The 20,665-nt window shown below is 44.8% G+C and carries 18 protein-coding genes; 9 read left to right on the plus strand and 9 right to left on the minus strand.

What is annotated here, in order from left to right; all coding sequences use genetic code 11:
* Window positions 1-34 precede the first annotated feature (34 nt).
* From gorA to MHN02_RS16910, 5 genes are all read right to left on the minus strand, one after another.
* Entirely contained in the window at window positions 35-1,381 is a 1,347-nt protein-coding gene (gene gorA, locus MHN02_RS16890; RefSeq protein ID WP_239247445.1) for a glutathione-disulfide reductase, read from the minus strand.
* A 243-nt stretch (window positions 1,382-1,624) separates the two neighbouring features.
* Complete coding sequence (locus MHN02_RS16895) at window positions 1,625-2,932, minus strand: response regulator (protein WP_239247447.1); 1,308 nt, start codon at window positions 2,930-2,932, stop codon at window positions 1,625-1,627.
* Between the two features lie 70 nt (window positions 2,933-3,002).
* The gene (locus tag MHN02_RS16900) at window positions 3,003-4,670 is read right to left on the minus strand and encodes an ATP-binding protein (protein ID WP_239247449.1); all 1,668 of its coding nucleotides are present in this window, start codon (window positions 4,668-4,670) and stop codon (window positions 3,003-3,005) included.
* Window positions 4,671-4,680: 10 nt separating this feature from the next.
* Entirely contained in the window at window positions 4,681-5,505 is an 825-nt protein-coding gene (locus tag MHN02_RS16905; protein WP_168533330.1) for a phosphate/phosphite/phosphonate ABC transporter substrate-binding protein, read from the minus strand.
* A gap of 23 nt (window positions 5,506-5,528) precedes the next feature.
* Window positions 5,529-6,089 (minus strand): response regulator, encoded by a 561-nt coding sequence (locus tag MHN02_RS16910; protein ID WP_014977552.1) that lies wholly within the window; start codon window positions 6,087-6,089, stop codon window positions 5,529-5,531.
* Window positions 6,090-6,405: 316 nt separating this feature from the next.
* On the opposite strand from MHN02_RS16910, the gene prlC reads away from it, so the two are divergent.
* From prlC to MHN02_RS16955, 9 genes are all read left to right on the plus strand, one after another.
* A complete protein-coding gene (gene prlC, locus MHN02_RS16915) occupies window positions 6,406-8,442 on the plus strand; it encodes an oligopeptidase A (protein WP_014977551.1) in 2,037 nt (678 codons plus the stop codon).
* A 6-nt stretch (window positions 8,443-8,448) separates the two neighbouring features.
* Window positions 8,449-9,150, plus strand: coding sequence for a DNA-3-methyladenine glycosylase I (locus tag MHN02_RS16920; protein WP_014977550.1), 702 nt, complete (start codon window positions 8,449-8,451; stop codon window positions 9,148-9,150).
* 172 nt (window positions 9,151-9,322) lie between these two features.
* A complete protein-coding gene (ubiE, locus tag MHN02_RS16925) occupies window positions 9,323-10,120 on the plus strand; it encodes a bifunctional demethylmenaquinone methyltransferase/2-methoxy-6-polyprenyl-1,4-benzoquinol methylase UbiE (protein ID WP_014950941.1) in 798 nt (265 codons plus the stop codon).
* Window positions 10,120-10,755, plus strand: coding sequence for an SCP2 sterol-binding domain-containing protein (locus tag MHN02_RS16930; protein ID WP_239247451.1), 636 nt, complete (start codon window positions 10,120-10,122; stop codon window positions 10,753-10,755). Before ubiE ends, MHN02_RS16930 begins: the two co-directional genes overlap by 1 nt.
* A gap of 23 nt (window positions 10,756-10,778) precedes the next feature.
* Entirely contained in the window at window positions 10,779-12,407 is a 1,629-nt protein-coding gene (gene ubiB, locus MHN02_RS16935) for a ubiquinone biosynthesis regulatory protein kinase UbiB (protein WP_014950939.1), read from the plus strand.
* A 293-nt stretch (window positions 12,408-12,700) separates the two neighbouring features.
* Window positions 12,701-12,910: a cold-shock protein gene (locus tag MHN02_RS16940; RefSeq protein ID WP_012519905.1), complete on the plus strand. Its 210-nt coding sequence runs from the start codon at window positions 12,701-12,703 to the stop codon at window positions 12,908-12,910.
* Between the two features lie 397 nt (window positions 12,911-13,307).
* Complete coding sequence (locus MHN02_RS16945) at window positions 13,308-13,952, plus strand: hypothetical protein (protein ID WP_239247453.1); 645 nt, start codon at window positions 13,308-13,310, stop codon at window positions 13,950-13,952.
* A gap of 79 nt (window positions 13,953-14,031) precedes the next feature.
* Window positions 14,032-14,514, plus strand: coding sequence for an Lrp/AsnC family transcriptional regulator (locus MHN02_RS16950; protein ID WP_014977547.1), 483 nt, complete (start codon window positions 14,032-14,034; stop codon window positions 14,512-14,514).
* A 445-nt stretch (window positions 14,515-14,959) separates the two neighbouring features.
* Window positions 14,960-16,555 (plus strand): methyl-accepting chemotaxis protein, encoded by a 1,596-nt coding sequence (locus tag MHN02_RS16955; protein ID WP_239247455.1) that lies wholly within the window; start codon window positions 14,960-14,962, stop codon window positions 16,553-16,555.
* Between the two features lie 34 nt (window positions 16,556-16,589).
* Here the strand turns inward: MHN02_RS16955 and MHN02_RS16960 are convergent, their stop codons facing one another.
* The 4 genes from MHN02_RS16960 to MHN02_RS16975 form a co-directional block, all read right to left on the minus strand.
* Window positions 16,590-16,754: a hypothetical protein gene (locus MHN02_RS16960; RefSeq protein ID WP_014950935.1), complete on the minus strand. Its 165-nt coding sequence runs from the start codon at window positions 16,752-16,754 to the stop codon at window positions 16,590-16,592.
* A 392-nt stretch (window positions 16,755-17,146) separates the two neighbouring features.
* Window positions 17,147-18,154, minus strand: a complete 1,008-nt coding sequence (locus MHN02_RS16965; RefSeq protein ID WP_014950934.1) for a cytochrome d ubiquinol oxidase subunit II — start codon at window positions 18,152-18,154, stop codon at window positions 17,147-17,149.
* Window positions 18,155-18,165: 11 nt separating this feature from the next.
* Complete coding sequence (locus MHN02_RS16970; RefSeq protein WP_014980453.1) at window positions 18,166-19,539, minus strand: cytochrome ubiquinol oxidase subunit I; 1,374 nt, start codon at window positions 19,537-19,539, stop codon at window positions 18,166-18,168.
* Between the two features lie 11 nt (window positions 19,540-19,550).
* The gene (locus tag MHN02_RS16975; RefSeq protein ID WP_014999724.1) at window positions 19,551-20,108 is read right to left on the minus strand and encodes a MarR family transcriptional regulator; all 558 of its coding nucleotides are present in this window, start codon (window positions 20,106-20,108) and stop codon (window positions 19,551-19,553) included.
* Between the last annotated feature and the right edge of the window lie 557 nt (window positions 20,109-20,665).

The following is a 20,665-nucleotide window of genomic DNA, read 5'->3' on the forward strand; positions in this document are numbered from 1 at the left end:
TGCTCAGCTACAGTCTAACATTCCAGAACGCGATCTACATAGTAACAAACTCTTCTGCACTGGTAGGGTGAATAGCTACACACGCATCAAAGTCAGCTTTAGTCGCGCCCATTTTTATGGCAACGGCGAAGCCTTGCAGAATTTCATCCATGCCGTGCCCAATACCGTGAAGACCTACCACTTTTTGGTCTTTACCCGCGCATACCAGCTTCATCTTTGTCATTTGGCGGTGGCGGGTTACCGCGGTGTACATAGACGCAAAACTAGAGGTGTACACTTTAACGTTGTCTTCACCGTATTCTTCAATAGCTTCTGGCTCGGTTAAGCCAATAGTGCCAATGGGTGGATGACTAAAGACCACGGTTGGAATCATTGAATAATCCATGTGAGCGTCTTTTTGGCCGTTGAATAAGCGTTCGCTTAGCAAGCGACCTGCTTTAACTGCCACTGGAGTAAGCTCTGCTTCACCGGTAATATCACCGACCGCGTAGACATTCTTTGCCGTGGTGTTTTGATATTTGTCGACCTTAACCGTGCCGTTGTCGTTCAGTTCAACGTCGGTATTTTCAATATCAATTTTGTCGGTAGAGGGTTTACGGCCAATCGCCCAAATCAAGCAGTCAGCTTTTAACACTTCGCCATTGGTTAAGTGTACTGATAGCTCGCCATCGTCAGCTTTTTCCACTTTCTCTACGCTAGCATGGTCGTGCAATTTGCAACCTTCAGCGTGGATCATGTCAACCAAAGTTTCGTGAATAATAGGGTCGAAATTTCTAAGCGGAGCGTGTTTGCGAACTACCAGATGCGATTCTGTGCCAAGGGCGTGAAGAACGCCGGCTAATTCCACTCCAATGTAGCCTGCGCCAACCACGACAGCGCGCTTCGGCTGCTCTTTTAAGGCAAAGAAACCATCAGAATCAATACCGTACTCAGCACCTTTAATATCTGGGATGATTGGGCGGCCGCCTACAGCAATCGTAATATGATCAGCCGTGTACTTTTCGCCGTTGACTTCTACCGTGTTGTTATCGATAAACTTCGCGAAACCGCGAATTAAGGTAACGTCATTTGCGGTAAGAGCGCGGTCGTAAGAAGCATGAATACGCTCAATATAAGCCTGGCGGCTGGCAATCAGGCTGTCCCAGCTAAAGTGATTTACCGACAAATCGAACCCGTATTCAGGTGCATAGCGATGTATGGCTTCAGCCACCTGTGCTCCGTACCACATGGCTTTTTTAGGCACGCAGCCAACGTTCACGCAAGTACCGCCAATATCTTTCGCTTCAATGATGGCGGCCTTCTTTCCGTGTTTAGCTGCACGGTTTGCAGATGCGATACCACCGCTGCCACCGCCAATACATATATAATCAAAATGTGTCATTCAAAAAGCCTTCTTTGTCGGTTAGGCGAACATAAACGATAAGCATAGATGCCTTCGGTAGGTTCGCACAGCAAATCATTCTCTATCGGTCTTGTCATAAAGAGTGATTAAAAGACCGAGATTTGCTTTAGGGAATTTCATTTAGTTTATCAATGGGGACAGTGCAGCCTAATTAAAAGGCTAAGACAAAGCGAAGCATATTATGCATCGCTCATCCTGCTTTCAGCACGAAACCTTTAAAGCTTATTCACTTATAGTAGCAGAAAGCTCTTCTGGTTCTATTTGAATACTAAACGCTTTTCCACGTTCTTCTTCAAAGTGTACGAGTTTTTGAATGGTGGCATCACTAAACACATGTCCCTCAGGAAGGATAAGGATGTGACTATCGTTATACAAATTTTGGGCTAGTACCATGCCTGCTTTGAGCTGCGAGGCTTTCAATGATGTAGAAAGCAGTTTAGATGTCGTTACATCTTCTGCTTCGAGCAACAGGTCCAAAAATTCACCGTCATAGCGGGTGTTTCTGTGCTTTTTCATTTCTAGTTTGGCATCGCGAGGGCTCATTTCGATACCGCTCATTCTGCCGGTTACTAAGCGCCAGTAATCTCGGGCTATGGCCAAGATACGCGCGCCAGCAGGAATTTCTTTTGCAACTTTGTTATACAAGCCTGAGCCATTATAGTGCTCGAACTGAAATTCAATAATGTCAGAAACTTGATGTAGTTCGTGCGCCGGAGCAAGTATTAACGCAGCCTGCTTGGTTTGCGATAGATAGTTTTGCTGCTGTTGATATTTAAGCTTTGAAAATGGCGCCTTAAAATCTTCGCTTTCAAGCCCTAGCAGGCCTAGCTCACAAATAAGGCCGGCATAGCGCACTTGTTTTATTTCGTCTTTCTCTAAACGAGCAATACGCGCAAGTTTCGACGCTAACTCACTCACCTCAATAGCAAACTTACCGTTGATGTTTGGATTAATGCTTATCACGTTGAACAGCACCTGCTCCATTGCAAGGTTGTGTTTTTCGATTTTATTTAGCGCCGCTTTTATTTGGCGCGTGCGCTTTTTAACCACTTGTTCTAGTGAAGCATTTACGTCGCGTAGCTTTTTATTTTGCAGTCGTGTTAGTTTTTGAAGACGAAGGTTTTCCGCCTTTAACTTAACGCGTTCTAAGCCTTCTTCTACAACAGCGATAAGCTCTTGGTTGTCCCATGGCTTTTGCAGGTAACGGTGTATCTTGCCTTGGTTTACAGCCTTAATGGTCGATTCAATGTCGGCATAGCCCGTTAGTACAACTCTAAAGGTTTCAGGATAATTGGTAGCGACCTGTTCGAGTAATTCCGCACCTGACATCTGCGGCATTTTCATGTCAGAAATAACAACGTGAACATCGTGTTTACTCATTAAATCTAACGCTTTGGCACCACTATCAGTAAGCAGTAAGGTGATATCCATAGTGAACAGAGCACGCTTAATAGCGCGAAGGATATTCGGTTCGTCGTCGACAAATAGAACCGTGTAGGTCGTGGCTTGTTCCGTAGTACGCTCTGTCATGAATTATTATCCTTATAAGCGACGTTACAACTATTACACGCAATGCTGCTTGATAACACTATTACTTGCTTCATCCTTCGCTCTCTGACTTTTTATCTGAATCTGAATTAATGGGGAGCGCTAAGGTGAATACGCTTCCTTCCCCCTCTTTGCTGGTGGCTGAGAGCGTGCCGCCATGCTCCTGAGCAATGCCAAACGAAATTGAAAGACCTAAGCCAGTGCCTTGCCCTTCAGGTTTAGTTGTAAAAAATGGATTGAAGAGTTTGTCTAAATGACTTGATGGAATACCGCAGCCAGTGTCTTCTACACGAAGCTCGACAAACTTGCCCGCAGTACAGGTGGTAATAGTTATCTTACCGTTCTTACCCGTGCTCTCTATCGCTTGACCCGCGTTAATGAGTAAGTTGGTAACAACCTGAGAAACCTTGCCTACATTCATGGCAACGTCAGGGACTTTGCCTAAATGCGTTTCGACAGTACAAATATACTTTAATTGGTTGTTCACCATGGCAAGGGTAGTGCGTACACAATCATTAATGTTGTGCTGCTGCATGTGGTCACTGTCTACACGAGAGAATAGCTTTAACCCTTTTACAATTTCAGCAACCCGACTTAAACCGTCTCTCGAATCGCTGAGGAGGTCGGTGATATCTTCATTGATAAACGCCATATCCTGATTAGCTAACATTTTTTCTAGTTCTGATAAGGCAGAAGCACGCTTACCCTCGTCTTGCTCATTAAGCACCGCGTTAATTTGTGAGAATGTCATTTGGTAGGTAGCAACGTACTCGCTTAAGGTGGATATGTTGCTGCTGACAAAACCGACAGGATTGTTAATTTCATGGGCGACCCCCGCTGCTAGCTGGCCAACTGACGCCATTTTCTCAGCTTGAAGTAGTTGTACCTGGGTCTCTTTTAGATCTTTATTGGCCTCTTGGAGTTGATAGTTTTTCTGATGCAGCAATGCGGTTCTATCCTGAACCTTTTCTTCAAGTAGCGTGTTAAGCTCTTTAAGCTCATCTTGCGCGTATTGACGCTGCGCATGTTCTTCTTTTAAACGCTCAACCAGTTGATTAAATGCCTCTGCCAGTTCGCTTAACTCATCAGTGCCGCGCACGGGAACAAAAACATCTTGATAGCTGTTGTTTTTCACTGCATCACCTAAACGTTTAGCGCCTTCGTGTAATTGATGAAGCTGCGACATCAGGTAAGAACCAAGTAAGTAAGAGCACAATCCGACCAAAATAAATTCTAGAAAAGCCAGTGTAACTGTCCAGTTTCTCACCCTTGATACAGATTCAGTTACTGAAGCAATGTTAAGCCCAATCTCTACATATCCGTACAAAGTCCTGTTCACCATGATGGGGGCTCGGGTGTTGTAAATACCATCATCAGCGTCCGAAACACTTGTGTCGGCAGTAAAAGGGCGGTTTAGTGCGTTGGTGTTACCCTTTTCTACGAAAACTCTGCCTAATTTGTCTTTAACTTTGACGTAAGCAATATTGGGGTTGGTAAGAATTTCTGAGACGTCGGCATCTAGAGCTGCAAGGTCATAACTTAAAAAGGCATTTTTTGTCGTCGAAACAAAAAGGGCAACTGTGGTGTCGGCTGACTTCTTTATATTACTGTCGACAAGGTCATTAAGTAGCTGAAACACCGTCACAATGAGCACTAGCAGCAAAAGCGCTGCTATTGATGCGATGCCTGTTATTGTTTTTATACGCAACGAAAGTTTCATACGAGTCTACTCATAAATGCGGCCTCGATAGCGATGCTATTCCCAATGCTCTCACGTCGTCCCAATCACTGTCGTTTGACGCTATAAAGCCGTTAAATCCAATACCTTTTAAAATCCAAGACTTACTTGTGTCATTCGACAAAGCAAGTAATGCATTAAGAATAGCTTGTCTGTCAGCGAGTGCCATATTTGGATGGGTTGCGATAGCATGAGGCGTATAACCTTTGCTCTTCCAAAGGACACGTAATTCTTGTTTAACGTCGTCAGGTGAACTGTTAAGCGTACGGACAATGCCACCCCCAGCATTGAAAAAGCCCCTTTGTACTGCGAGGTACACAGAGTCATGAGAATTGACGTAGCGCGGTACAAAAGCAATGCTTTTCATCCGCAAGTGAGCGCTTGTGATAATTGTGGCAGCAAACGCAGCTAGCGCTGGGAAGGCTACTTCGGTACCGCTTAAGTCATCCAGAGAGCGTATGGGGCTGTCTTTATGTACAACAAGTAAGCCGCGAATTTCTTTATCGCGTTGGCGCGCAAGCGCGCGGTATCCCGCAGATTCATTAAAGACCACAAAGTGGTAGGGGTTCATGTAGGCAATATCATATTTGCCGTCGGCGAGATTAGCCTCGAAGGTGGGAATGTCTTTTGCAGTTTTAAAATCAATCTTAAAACCGGTGTAATTGCTCACATAGTCGATTAAGGGTTGCCATGTTTCAGCCATTTTCTTGGCAGACTGCTGAGGTACAACAGCAAAAGTAAGGGGTTTAGCATTTGTCGGTAATGCGCAAACACCTACAAGCAAACTTAAAAGAGCGAATCGCGATAACCAAGCCATAATGTCACTCCCTTTAAATCGATTTACATCGACATAAACTGCTCAAGGACCATTGTTAAGTCATGATTTGAGAACGGCTTTTGTAAGGTGGCATCAGCCCCTATCTCAAGCGCGCGCTCCAGGCTAATTTCATCGAGTGCCGATATGACCACAATTTTGAGATCTTTATATTTACTTTGATCTCGCGTGAATTCGATAACGCTGTAACCGTCCATGCCTGGCATACTTAAATCGAGGGTCATGACTTTGGGCTCGTATTGGCTCAGCATAATCCCCGCTTGGAAGCCGCCTGTAGCGATATACGACTCATAACCCGCCCGTCTGGCCACGCGCTGAATAGACTTGGCAACTGGCATTTCATCGTCAACAATTAATATTGAGGGCGTGGCAATGCCTTTCAATGAATCGGGAATTGGCATGTCGTGTCGTTCAAGAAAGGCGACAAAATCTTCTACTAATACTCTGTTGTTTCCACGCCCAGGAAGTTTGAAGCCTTTCAGCTTGCCGCTTTCGATCCATCGAATTACGGTGCGCAGATTTACATCGCAATACGAGGCTATTTCGCCTGAGGTCAACGTTTTCATATCTATGCCTTGTAGATTTATTAATCGAAATTATAGACGCTGAACAGCGAAGGGACAAAGTAGACAAAAGGATGAAATGTGACATTTGTGACAGCGCTTGGCGGAGCTGACCGTGTTGTTCAGGTTTTATGAGGGGCATTAAGAAAAACGGTGCAGCGGCATTCATTGAATTCGTAAATATAGGCAATAATCATGATCCATGCACGTTGACGGCAAGTAAGTTCAAAATAGGTCAACAGTGGCTAAAACAATAGCTTGCTTTTAATCAGCGAAGCCCCATCATTATTCTATCAAAGTGTTAAGAGTGAAAAAGATTATGACAACCCCTGCAATTGAAATGGTAGATGGTCTACCAATTTTTTCTGCTATTGAACCTGCCTCTATCAAGCCTGCAATTGAAAAAGCCATTGCGGCGTGCAAAAGCGAAATAGATGAGGTCGTGGCGTCGAAAGATTACTCTTACCAGAACTTAGTGCTGCGCCTTGAAGAGGCCGATGATCGTTTAAGTAAAATATTTTCACCCGTTTCTCATATGAATAGCGTGGTGAGCAGCGATGAATTGCGTGAAGCCCACGATGCGTGTTTACCATTATTATCTGAATACGGAACTTGGGTAGGCCAGCACGAAGGCCTTTACAATGCTTACGCTTCCCTCAAAGCGTCTGACGAATTTGCGACCTTAAGCGAAGAGCAGCAGAAAGTGATTGAAAACGCCGTTCGCGATTTCACATTGTCAGGTGTAGCGCTTCCCGCAGAGCAAAAGAAGCGTTTTGCAGAGATTCAGGCAAAGCTTAGCGAGCTATCATCAACCTTTTCCAATAATGTGATGGACGCCACTATGGGCTGGACTAAACACATTACCGATGAAGCTGAACTTGCCGGTATGCCAGAGTCAGCCCTTGAAGCAGCGGCGCAAGCTGCGCACCAAAAAGACTTACAAGGCTGGTTGTTTACGTTAGACATTCCGTCTTATTTGCCAGTCATGCTTTACGCCGATAATCGCGAACTTCGCGAAGAAATGTATCGCGCCTATGCAACAAAAGCGTCTGATCAAGGACCTAATGCGGGTAAGTGGGATAACACCGATATAATCAAAGAAACCTTAACGCTGCGTACTGAACTGGCTGAATTGTTAGGTTTTTCAAGTTATGCAGAGCGTTCACTAGCGACTAAAATGGCGGATTCTACCGATCAGGTCATCGGGTTCTTGCGTGATTTGGCGGCTAAGTCTAAGCCTCAGGCAGAGAAAGAGCTTGAAGAAGTACGAGCGTACGCGAAAGACAAGCATGGTGTCAGCGAGCTAGCGGCATGGGATTTACCGTATTACAGCGAGAAACTGAAACAGGAAAAGTACACGATTTCTGATGAAATGCTTCGGCCTTATTTCCCTGAAGATAAAGTGCTGTCTGGTTTATTCGAAGTTGTACATCGCCTGTACGGCTTAAAAATTATTGAGCAGCCTGGCATTGATACGTGGCATAAAGATGTACGTTACTTCACCATTACTGACGATGCTGATGTGATGCGCGGCAGCTTTTACCTAGACTTGTACGCACGAGCTAAAAAGCGTGGCGGCGCGTGGATGGATGAATGTCGCGTACGTCGTGAAAAAATGAATGGCGAATTGCAGCTACCCGTTGCGTACCTTACCTGTAACTTCAACGCACCTGTAGGGGATAAGCCTGCGCTATTTACCCACGATGAAGTGGTGACCATGTTTCATGAGTTTGGTCATGGAATCCATCACATGCTTACTAAAATGCGCGTAGCGGGTGTATCCGGTATTAACGGTGTGCCATGGGATGCGGTTGAACTGCCAAGTCAGTTTTTAGAAAACTGGTGCTGGGAAGAAGACGCACTTAACTTTATCTCTGGTCACTATGAAACTGGCGAACCGCTTCCTGCTGATTTACTGGAGCGTATGCTTGCTGCACGGGATTACCAGTCAGCGATGCAGATGGTACGCCAGCTTGAATTCAGTCTTTTCGATTTCTTACTGCATAGCGAAAAGGGCAGTGAGGTAGACGTACAGGGCACATTGGATAAAGTGCGTGAAGAGGTGGCCGTGGTCATTCCTCCATCGTTTAACCGTTTCCAAAACGGCTTTGGTCACATATTTGCTGGTGGATACGCAGCGGGCTACTACAGCTATAAGTGGGCCGAGGTGCTTTCTGCCGACGCGTACAGCAAGTTTGAAGAGGATGGCATTTTTAACCGCGATACGGGCAAAGCGTTCTTAGAAAACATTTTAGAAATGGGCGGCAGTAAGCCTCCTATGGACTTGTTTGTTGCTTTTAGAGGGCGCGAGCCGCAAGTTGACGCTTTGCTTCGTCACAGCGGTATTAAAGGCTAGGCACACATGAAAGAGTCTAAGTTAGAGTCTTTTCAATCTATCTACCGCCGAGCGTGCGAGCGCAAAGGCGGTGAAAGGGTGCTTGAAGCCATGCTCCAAGCGCCACTTTCTAAAGCGCAAATTGAAGCAATTCCTGACGACCGCTTTTTAGCGGCGATGACCAAAAAAGTGTTCCAGTCAGGCTTCGTGTGGCGAGTTATCGAGCAAAAATGGCCCGACTTTGAAACCGTATTTTTCGGGTTCGACATTGATAAAGTGTTGTTGATGCCCGATGAAATGCTAGAGCAAAAAGCGTCAGATAAGCGCATTGTTCGCAACTATAAAAAAGTGATGACAGTGCGTGACAATGCCATGATGATCAAAGACGTAGCCCTGGAGCACGGTAGCTTTGGTAAGTTCGTAGCAGGCTTTGAAAAAGACAATATCACAGAGCTTTGGGCGTTTTTGAAAAAACGCGGTGCGCGATTAGGTGGCAACACCGGCCCCTACATGCTTCGTGCACTAGGCATAGACACGTTTTTATTCTCTCGTGACGTGGAAGATTACTTGCGAAAGAATGAAATTATCGACGGTGGCTTAACCTCGAAAAAGTCGCTGTCGGCGGCCAATGCGGCATTTGCGCAATGGCATGAGGAAAGCGGCCGTTCTTTGCAAGAGATCAGTGCCATTGTTGCCTATAGTTGGGGCACAAACAATCAGGTAGCGTAGAGCAAGCTGCTCTAGTTTTCTAAACATGCGAGCTTGTGCCTTGCAGGCTCCGCTTTTGTGAAGGTCAAAGGCTTGATTTACATCAGGAGACAGTCAGGCATAAAGCTTTTGCTTGAGCACACAATCCTATACACTTCGGCATTAATAAAAATATTCAAATTACAGGACTGTCATGAGCGACAATCAAACTCCCGCTACGCAAGCAGACTCTGCAATCGACAATGCTACTGAGCATACAACGCACTTTGGCTTCAAACAGGTGGATAAAGGGCAAAAAGCCTCTTTAGTTGCTAATGTTTTTGACTCTGTTGCAGCAAAGTACGACGTAATGAACGACCTTATGTCGATGGGAGTGCATCGTTTATGGAAGCGTTTCACAATAGACTGCAGCGGTGTTCGCGCTGGCAATAAAGTATTGGATATTGCTGGTGGTACTGGCGATTTAACCGCTAAGTTTTCACGTTTGGTAGGGCCGACAGGACGCGTAACCCTTGCAGATATCAACTTGTCTATGCTGAAAGTAGGCCGTGATAAGCTGCGCGACCGCGGCTTGGTAAGCAATATCGACTATGTGCAAGCTGACGCGGAAGCACTGCCTTTCCCCGACAACCATTTTGATGTGGTGACCATGGCGTTTGGCCTTAGAAACGTAACGGAAAAGCAAAACGCGCTTAATTCTATTTTTCGCGTGTTAAAACCAGGCGGCCGTTTACTGGTATTAGAGTTTTCTAAGCCTACGTCAGAGCAGCTCAGCAAACTTTACGATATGTACTCGTTTCACATTTTGCCAAAAATGGGTCAGCTAGTGGCGAACGATGCAGAAAGCTACCAATACCTTGCGGAAAGCATACGTATGCACCCAGATCAAGAAACCTTGAAGGGGATGTTCGAGCAGGCTGGCTTTGAGCAATGCGATTACCAAAACCTGACTGGCGGTATTGTAGCGCTACATAGAGGTTATAAGTTTTAATGCCTACTTCTGCGCTGGTTACCGCAACGGCTGAATCGGTTTTAAACAAGTTGCTGTCTTTAGACGAAGACAGCGAAGTAAGGCTAAAAGCGCTTGCTGGCGCCAGGCTTACTGCGTTCATTTCGCCGCTTCCTTATGGTATTACGCTGTCGTTTTCTGAGCGTATTGACGTACTCAGCGAACAAGGCTCGTTTGAAGACGCCGTCGCGTCCCTTGGGCCGAAAGACTGTTGTATTAAAACGTCGCTACAAACCTTGCCAGAGTTAAAAGAAACCAGCCAGTTGACTCGTCTTATTCAGCAAAAGGCCCTCTTTTTGGAAGGAGAGCTCAATGTTGCTCAGCAGGTCAGTGCCTTGTTTCAGCAGCTCGATATCGACATTGAAGAGTTGCTGGCACAAAAGACCAACGATGTTATTGCCCATCAGACCGTGAAAACGGTGAAAACCGTGCATGAGAAGTCGATGTCAGCGCTAGCGTACATGGCGAAGGTATTCGGCAACGCCGTAGTAGAAGAAAAGCAGCTTGCTGCACACAAGCTGGCGGTTATGCACTTTAGTGACGAAGTTAATGCGCTTCGCGATCGAGCAGAAAGTGCAGATGCGAGACTGCGCCGCCTAGAAGAAAAATTTAAGTAAGATTGAGAGAAACAGGCTCATAAATGCGTATTGTTAGGTTATACCGAATTAACAAGGTATTGTTGGAACACGGCTTAGACGAACTTATTCCAGCAAAGTGGTTACCCTGGTACGCGCGGGCTATGCGTCATACCATTTTTTGGGTGCGAAACAAGCACAAGGGCAAGTCAGCCGGCGAGCGTATTACCCTTGCACTACAAAACCTTGGGCCTGTTTTTATTAAATTCGGCCAGATGCTCTCTACCCGCCGAGACTTGCTTCCTCCTGCCATTGCTAACGAACTTGCTCGTTTGCAAGACAAAGTTCCGCCGTTTTCATCTGACGCTGCACAAGACATTATCAAGCAAGCGCTAGGGCTTTCTGATTTAAGCGAATTATTCAGTGAATTTGAAAAAGCGCCGCTGGCGTCTGCCTCTATAGCCCAAGTTCACGCGGCAAAGTTGAAGCATAACAACGAAGACGTTGTGGTAAAGGTATTGCGCCCAGATATTCGCGATACCATTGTGGCGGACATGGAGCTGTTATTTAGCTTGGCTAATGTGCTTCAACGCTGGCTTCCTGATGGCAAACGTCTGCGTCCTGTGGAAGTGGTTGTGGAATACCGCAAGACCATTGTTGATGAGCTGGATTTACTACGTGAATCTGCGAATGGCATTCAGTTAGGGCGTAACTTTGAAGGCTCAGACGCCTTATACGTACCTAAAATTTACAGTGACTACTGTCGCAGCAATGTGTTGGTTATGGAGCGTATTTACGGTCTGCCAATCTCGAATATCGACGCATTACTTACCCAAAATACCAACATGAAGAAATTGGCCGAGCGCGGTGTGGAAGTATTTTTCACTCAGGTATTTCGCGACAGTTTTTTCCATGCAGACATGCACCCGGGCAATATCTTTGTTTCTACCGAACACCCTGAAAACCCCAAATATATCGCCATCGATTTTGGCATTGTGGGTACGCTCAATCGTGAAGATAAGCGCTATCTGGCTGAGAACTTTATTGCCTTCTTCAACCGCGACTATCGCAAAGTCGCCCAGCTTCACGCCGACTCAGGCTGGGTACCGCAGGATACCAATATCGATGAATTCGAGATGGCTATCCGCACGGTATGCGAACCTATATTCCAAAAGCCACTTGCTGAAATTTCCTTTGGTAACGTGCTGCTGCAGCTATTTAATACGGCACGACGTTTCAATATGGTCGTGCAGCCACAGCTTGTGCTACTGCAAAAAACATTGCTGTATATCGAAGGCTTAGGCCGTCAGTTGTATCCTCAGCTCGACCTTTGGAAAACCGCTAAGCCGTTTCTTGAAAACTGGATGAAAGAGCAGATTGGCTTTACCGCCATGATGGGAAAGGTGAAAGACAACTTACCTTTCTGGTCTGAAAAACTACCTGAAATGCCAGACCTGCTGTACGACAGTTTACAGCAAATGAAGCGCTTGCCATTGCAACAACAAAGGGCCCATTTGGCACTGCTCCAAGAGCAAAAGAAAACAACTCAGACCACTCATTTAAGCGTAGTGGGCGCCACTTTTGTGTTAATGACAGCAATACTGCCAATGTACGATTTATCATGGTATTTCCCTGCAAGTACAGGCGTAATTGGCGCAATTTGCTGGTATTTAGCCTGGCGGAAAGGGCATTAATTTTTGTTACGCTGCGGTGAAATATTTATGAAATCCGTAGTTTATCAATTAATTTGTATATTAATCGTCCCGAAGAGTGTTATAGTGGCTTTGGCTTTTAGCCAAAGTCTTTAAAGAGACGCGATTTTGTATTATTTGCTATATGTTAAACCACTCGAGTTACCCGGTAATTTGTTGTAAGTTGTTTGTCCATTCGTAAGTAAGACCCAATACTCCGCCAATTTAAAGACTCTAAAGAACTTAGTTACACGCGCTTATGCGCAATTTAATACGATATTTGAGGTCTATACGACATGTCTAAAGTTACAGGCACAGTTAAGTGGTTCAACGCTGATAAAGGTTACGGTTTTCTAACTCAAGATAACGGCGGTAAGGACGTATTCGTTCATTTCCGTGCGATCATCTCTGACGGTTACAAAACGCTTCCAGAAGGTCAGCGAGTAGAATTTGAAGTTGAAGAAGGTCAAAAAGGTCTTCAAGCTGCTAACGTGCAAGCTATCTAAGAATTCAAAAACGGCGGTCATTTGACCGCCGTTTTTCTTTCTAATGTCTGTATTTCCACACCCACGCTAAACGCGCGACAAAGCTTTTAGTCCATACCGCTTTTGGTATATATCATTTCTAACGAATAACGCTTTTCATCAATAGCTAGTCTACCGCGTCGTTATCGCCATCCTTTTTCGGCTACACCACATAAGCACTCGTTCACCCCAATAAATTTGAAGCTCGCAGCATATTCCTAATATCAGTACGCCACGGTATTGCGTAGTCATAGCGTTTAATGCTTTACTCATTACAACGCCCATTTGGGTAATACCAGTCCGCACAGTTAATTACCCACTCAGCGAGACTCAAAGTGTTCGTAATCGCGGCGATAAATACGTCTACAGGGAGTGCTTAATGCGCATGACATCAACTATTCGATCTTCATTGGCCACCGCGCTACTTATTCTAATTTCAAACCTTGCTTATGCTGCTCAGGCAAATGGACAAGTCGATGATCAGGGTGTTTTAGCAATGGTGCTTAATACCGAAATCCGTATGGCAGACGTCGTGCCTAGTGAAGAAGAACGTAAAAACTTGAAGCAGCAAGCGAAAGACAATTACGCAGGTATGCTTGATTATGTGGTCCGTGTAAATGCGTCTAACAGAATTTATGAGCTTGTTTTAGAGGACTATGCAAAACAAAAAGGCATAACGGTTAACCAAACACTGGTAAGCAAGTTTATCGAGAAGTTTGAAGGTCAGGTTTCAAGTGAAACGGCCGCGAAACCCATTAAAGAGATAGCGGCCAAGCAGGTTATACAGTTTCAAACAGAAAAAGCGATGTATGAAGAGTTTGGAGGGCGTGTTATCTTTCGCCAGTCTAACCCGCAAATGCCGATTGACGCTTACAATACACTGTTATCTCGCTATCGCGATGCAGGTGAACTTAGCATAATAGACGAGGACTTGCGGGATGCATTTTGGGATGTATTCACGCCTCCCTTTCAGTACGAAATTTCACCAGAAAATGTCGACTTTAATCAGCCTTGGTGGCTGTAAATAGCCTCCATAAAAGTAAAGCGCCTGACGTAATTCGCTGAAAAACTAAGAACACGGAAATAAAGGGCTACATCTCACTATGCGTAGTGAAAAAACAAGCGGTATAGACACAATAGATAAAGCCATTTTGGCCATGCTACAGAATAACGCTGACACGCCTGTCGCAGAAATCGCTGAGCAAATTGGGCTTACGGTAACGCCCTGCTGGCGGCGTATTCAAAAGCTAGAAGAGAAGGGCATAATCTCTAGGCGAGTAGCGCTATTGCAAGCAAAACACCTGGGGCTGGCCATGACCGTTTTCGTGCAAGTAAAAGCGGGCAGACATGATGGTAAGTGGCTGGCAAGTTTCGCCAAGCACGCCGCGTCGTTTGATGAAGTTGTTGAATGCTATCGTATGTCTGGCGAATACGATTACCTGCTAAAAGTCCTCGTTACCGATATGGATTGCTTTGATCATTTTTATAAGCGATTGGTTAACGGTATAGAATTTTCCGACGTCACTTCAAGCTTTGCAATGGAGCAGATTAAGTACACAACCTCGGTACCGCTTAACCATATTTAACCCCTCATAATTAGCATTGGTTTTCTCAATACCTTCGGTGATAGATGAGGCAATTTGCAGTTGAAGACACTAAGTAATACCAGTCCGCATAGATCATTACCCACTCAGCGAGAGTTAAAATGTTCGTAATCGCGGCGTGTTACCGCAGGTATAGTGGTTCTACATCAAGGTGACACTGGGAATTTGAAAGGGAACAGCCATTCCTGCATTCCCACGCTTTGCTAGGAAACTTGCCAGCGCCTTCTGAGTGGGCAATTATCTAAGCGGATTGGTACAACATAAATTCGATAACTTCCCGATTAAAAATCTGAAAGAAAAAAGCAACCGTAGCGGTCTATTTTTGTTCAATTGTAGGAGAAGTAAATATATTGTCCTACCACGAATAGAAAAGGGTGCAGAGACGTGCGACAAGTATAGGCGTGCCCCTAAATAATATGGGGGTTATATGTTTAAAACCATCAAGCAAAGAATCTTGCTCGGTTATCTTCTCGTTGTAATTGTGTCGCTCATCGCGGCAATTGTATTGACAAAGAACAACGCCAATGTCGAAAACTTAGTAGAAGCCTACGTGGATGAAACATTACCCTCGTTAAGCGCTATCGATGATATACAAACTCAAAGTAAAGAGCTGGTGCTTATCGCGTATTCCTTATACGGAACCACAATAAATAGTCTCGAATATAACGGACAGAAAGACCGGCTCGTCGACGAGACCAACGCCAAATTTTCCCAATTCAGCTATATGGGAAGCGATGCCGCTCAAGAAAAATTTGATGTACTGGTTGCGTCAGCTGCGTCTTTACAGCAAACGATGTCAGCAACATCTATAGATTGGGATATTGCACGGGAAAATCTTCAAGTTATTACCCAAGCAGCATCTGAACTAAATGCACTTTTAACTGGGGTACGCTCGGGTGTTGAGCGTGCTGCGAACTCTCGAACCATGGCTATTTCTGCTGAACTCAGTGTGAGCCAGTTCACTATCTACAGCCTAATCATATTGCTACTGGCTGTATCCATAATGGGCTACATACTTGCTAAGCGGAATATCGCAAGTCCTATCGAAGAGATGGCTAAGAGGCTTGACGATATTGCAAAAACACGCAATTTACAGTCACGTCTACCTACTCAAAATTTACAAGAACTCCACGCGATAACGCATAGCGTTCAAGGTCTACTAGCCGTATTTCACAAGGGAATGACTGACCTTCAACATGCAGTGAATGACCTGAACCACTCATCACAAACACTTAACAGTGCAACATCACACTCTTCAACCGCTATTCTAAGCTTTCAAGGAGACATCAAGCAGCTAGTGTCAGTCATGGATAATCTGTCTGATGAAATGGAACAAAGTCTTACTCTATCTATAAAAGCTGCGGAACAAGCGAAAGGTAGTGCCCACCAGATAGCGCAAGGTAAGGTGGATGTGGAAACCACAGCGCGCGCCATCTCTGATTTAACCCTGAACATTGATAAAACTGCTACTACGTTAGATAAGCTGCAAAGCGATGGAAAAAACGTATCGAGTGTGGTGAAAACCATTGCTGAGATTGCTGATCAAACTAACTTATTGGCACTTAATGCTGCAATAGAAGCGGCAAGAGCAGGAGAGTCGGGTAGAGGTTTCGCGGTGGTGGCGGATGAAGTGCGTACGCTAGCATCAAGAACTCATCAATCGACAGTTGAAATTAATGCCATGTTAGAAAAAATAGTGCAGTCAATTCGTGATTCTGTACAAACTATGACTTCGAATAAAGACAAGGCACACAACGCATTGGGGCTTGCCAATGAGCTGGTGATTACGTTGGAAGACGGACGCAAAAGTGTTTTATCGTTAGTTGAGGTGAGCAATGAGGCTTCGGCTCTTGTACAACACGCTAAAGATCAGGTGCAAGTTGCACGCGAAGGGGCACTAGATTTTCAAATGCTGGGCGATCAAGTAAAAGCCGCGAATACCAATGTGAATAGTGAAGCGAAAAGCTTATTCAGCCTGGCTGAGAACCTTCAGGAAAACGTTAATAGATTTAAATTGAGCTAAAAAAATGGGGCCGGTTTTACGGGCCCCATATAAATTAATGATTTTGGTCTTCAACGTGCTGGTCGGCAAATATCTTGGATTTCTTTTTGATTTTACATCCTAAGATACGCTGCGCATTTTTACGGCCGATATAGTGAGCGACTGTATAGGGGTGCGCGCGCTTGAAGAACCGTGAGAACGAATGGAATACATTTTCCATGGTATTGGCTCCTTCTATTAAAAATTGCCCCAAATAAAATATAGTAATATTACAGTTTGATGTCAACAAAATATTTAACGGTAAGTAACGTTTAAATTTTGATCACACCTTAAGGGTAGACTAGCTAACGCTAAACATCCTCTAATCATTGGTATACATTGTTCGAGGGAAAGGATCATATTTTGATCGCAGGTTTTCAGATCGAGTTCGTGGATTGGGGATACTGGTCGCCGCAAATGCCCCAAGCACAGGAAAGGCGTCGGGAACCGCAAGAAACTCGCAATGTACAGCGTTTAGTATAGCGCTGAATAGAAAGTGAACACCATTGAATTTCAATGATGTTCACTATTGTTTCAAGTAATTGGGATCTGCTGCGATCCCATTAACAAAGGCTAGTAGTAAGAAAGCTTCTCTGATTTACCGGAGAATATCTTATATACCATGGCCGTATAAGCCAAAATAATAGGTACTACAATAACTACGCCAACAAGCAAGAAGCGCAGAGAGCTTGCATCACTAAGCGCATCCATCACCGTCATCTGTCCAGGGATGATAAACGGATAGTAGCTTATGCCAAATGCGGTGAAACAAAGTAAAAATACTAGAAGGGCAATAAAGAACGGAAGCCATTCGCCTTTCCCTTGTGCATCAGGCAGTTTTTTAAGCAACACACCACATAGTGCTAGAAGCGCAAAACACGCTACTGGAATAGCGAAAAGCACATAGCCCCAAGGAGCAGACAACCATAAGTCTCGCACGTCATCGTGTAAGGTTAGGTTTGCGATACTTACCGCGACAATCCCTACTGCCAGTACCCCTAAACCTCTTCTGGCCCAGTAATACGCTTTTTGTTGAAGCTCACCTTCGCCTTTAAGTATTAACCAGCACGAGCCAATAAACGCATAAGCAGCCGTAACACCAAATGCAGCGAGAAGTGCAAAGCCTTGCGCCCAAATATCTGTGCGAAGCCCCGTCACGTATATACCTAACATATACCCTTGAGCTAATGTGGTTAAAAGCGAACCGTATTTGAATACCATGTCCCACTTACGCTTTTTCACCTGTACAACCTTGGCGCGAAAATCGAACGCTACGCCGCGCAAAATAAGCCCTAATAACATGAAGGTTGCAGGCAAGTACAAGGTTTGTAAAAACTCACTATGGGCTTCAGGGAAAGCAATAAGCAGTAGACCTATGGCGAGCACAAGCCACGTCTCATTAGCATCCCAGTAAGGGCCTATGGAGGCTATCATGTCATCGCGAAACGCTTCTGTTCTTGGCGGAATAAGTACACCCACACCCAAGTCGTAGCCATCTAAAATGGCGTACAGCAATACAGATAGACCAAGTAAACCCACATAAATATTTCCGAGCATTTCTGCTGATACATTTTCAAACATGTTTGCTCTCCTTAAACCGTGCTTGGGTCTGGGTCAGTAGGTTGCATTTTTGCCTTGGCAACTTCGCGCTCTTCCGTCGTTATCTCTTCAATTTCAACGGCTCTTCTGCACATCAACATAAGTGTTCCCATGTATGCGATTAGAAGCACCGTATAGATAACAAGATAAAGCGTGAACGACAGCGCAATATTCGCCGGTGGTAACTGGGTAACGGCATCAGCGGTTCTTAATACACCACTTACCAAATAGGGCTGACGGCCTATTTCCGTTACGTACCAGCCTGCTAACGTAGCAATCCAGCCGCTAAACGCCATGCCTGCAAACGTGCGTTTAAGCCAAATTGGGAAGTCTTTGTTACGCATAAGGTAAAGACTGCCAAGCCATGACACAGCGAGCATCAACATGCCCATACCCACCATAACCCTAAAACCGAAGAAAACAGGAGCAACGGGCGGATGCTCTCCTTCAAACTCATTTAACCCCTTAATCTCGCCCTTAAGTTCGTGAGTAAGAATTAAACTTGCACCATAGGGAATGGGAATTTCAAAATGATTCTCTTTGCTTTCTTCGTCAGGAATTGCAAAAAGTAACAAAGGTGCACCTTCAGTGGTCTCCCAAAGTCCTTCCATCGCCGCTACTTTCTGAGGCTGATGCTCAAGCGTATTTAAACCATGCATGTCGCCAGCAAAAATTTGTAGCGGGATTAACACTGCCGCCGTATAGGTGGCGGTTTTAAGCGCGAGCTTAGGCGCAAGCTTGTCGTCGCCTTTAAGCATGCGGTAGGCCGAAAGCCCAGCTATCAGGAAGCTGGCCGTCAGTCCAGACGCTAACATCATATGTACAAAGCGGTAAGGGAAAGATGGGTTAAAGATAATTTCTTTCCAGTTTGTGGCATACACAACGCCGTCGACCACTTCAAAACCCTGTGGGGTTTGCATCCAGCTATTTAAAGCTAGTATCCAGAACGCAGAAGTAGTGGTGCCAAGTGCAACAATAAGGGTTGAAGCCGTATGCAGCCAGTTCGGAACACGGCGTATGCCAAACAGCATGATGCCTAAAAACGTGGCTTCTAAGAAAAAGGCGGTAAGTACCTCATAACCGAGTAGTGGCCCCGCCACATTACCTACTTTCTCCATAAATCCAGGCCAGTTAGTACCAAACTGAAATGACATGGTGACGCCGCTTACTACACCTAAGGCGAAGCTTAGGGCAAAGACACGTACCCAAAAGCGATACATACGCATCCACACAGGGTGACCTGAAATATTAGAGCGCAGCTTAAAGTAAAATAGAAACCAGCCCATCGCCATGGTGATGGTTGGAAACAAAATATGAAAACTAATATTTAACGCAAATTGTAAACGAGACAGCAAGAATGCATCCACAGAAGGCCCCCTTAGTTAACGCTGTTTTTCCCCGGAAGTAGCTTGTCCTTAAGCTCAAGCATACGGCCCACGCCAGAACCCAACTTCATCAACGTGTTTAACTTTTCAGGCCCAAGATTTTGAAGCTCTTCAGACCATGCCGTAATTGATTCGAGTAAATCGTGAATTTCGTTCAGTTTATGTTGTGCATTTGCCTCTTTTTCATTGGCAGGTGCGTCAAGCAACAAATCACGCAGTAGACTCATGGTTGGGTCTATCTCGCGCTTTCTTCGTTCTTCAAATACTCTATTGGCCAGTGTCCAAATATCGCCAGCCGGAATAAAAAACTCTTTTCTCTCACCAGGAACAAGATGCTGTTTAACTAAGCGCCATGACTGAAGCTCTTTTAAACCCATGCTGGTATTGCCTCTGGATATGTTGAGCGCATCTGCAATTTCCTGCGCCGAAATGGGCTCTTCGTTTAAAACAATAAGCGCAAGAATTTGCCCAACTGTTCTGTTGAAACCCCAACGACTTCCCATTTCGCCAAAGTGCATAACCGCAGATGTAATTAAAGGCGTCATTTTCATTTTTACCTTCCAGAAGTTTCAGAAATTACTGAAAGTTTAGTTGTTAGTTTGATCAAGATCAATAGAAAGGGAATGAAAATAAGAAAAGTTTAATAGTGCTGAACGGTTATAAAAAAAAGCAGCGCAAGGAACGCTCGGTTTATTTGAGTAATAAATAACGTTTGAAAACTAAAATAGTGTCAAGACATAACGTCTAATGAAATTTTTTTTTCTTTCATCTTTATGTTCTGCGAGTGATGAGAGAGCACGGCCCTTAAAAAGATAAGAGTTTGCTCAAAACACGAATTTTTAAGCTCTGGTTAAAAGTGACGCTAAATTTTGTGATTAAATTATATACGTGAGTATTTATTTTAATACCAATGTGAAAAGTATGGGTGTTAGATGAATAGCTCGATATTAACTCTATGACTCTCACAGCTAATGAAAATTGAGGATTTAGTAATTGCTATAGGGACTAACCCCAGGGTAAGAGCGTGATCATTTTTTAAGCAGTTATCACTTTTTCAAGATACGCAGTATCCATAGCCGCAATGCGCTGTTTACGTCGGATGCTGGCC

The sequence above is a fragment of the Alteromonas sp. CNT1-28 genome (assembly GCF_022348345.1).
Taxonomy (GTDB): Bacteria; Pseudomonadota; Gammaproteobacteria; order Enterobacterales; family Alteromonadaceae; genus Alteromonas; species Alteromonas macleodii.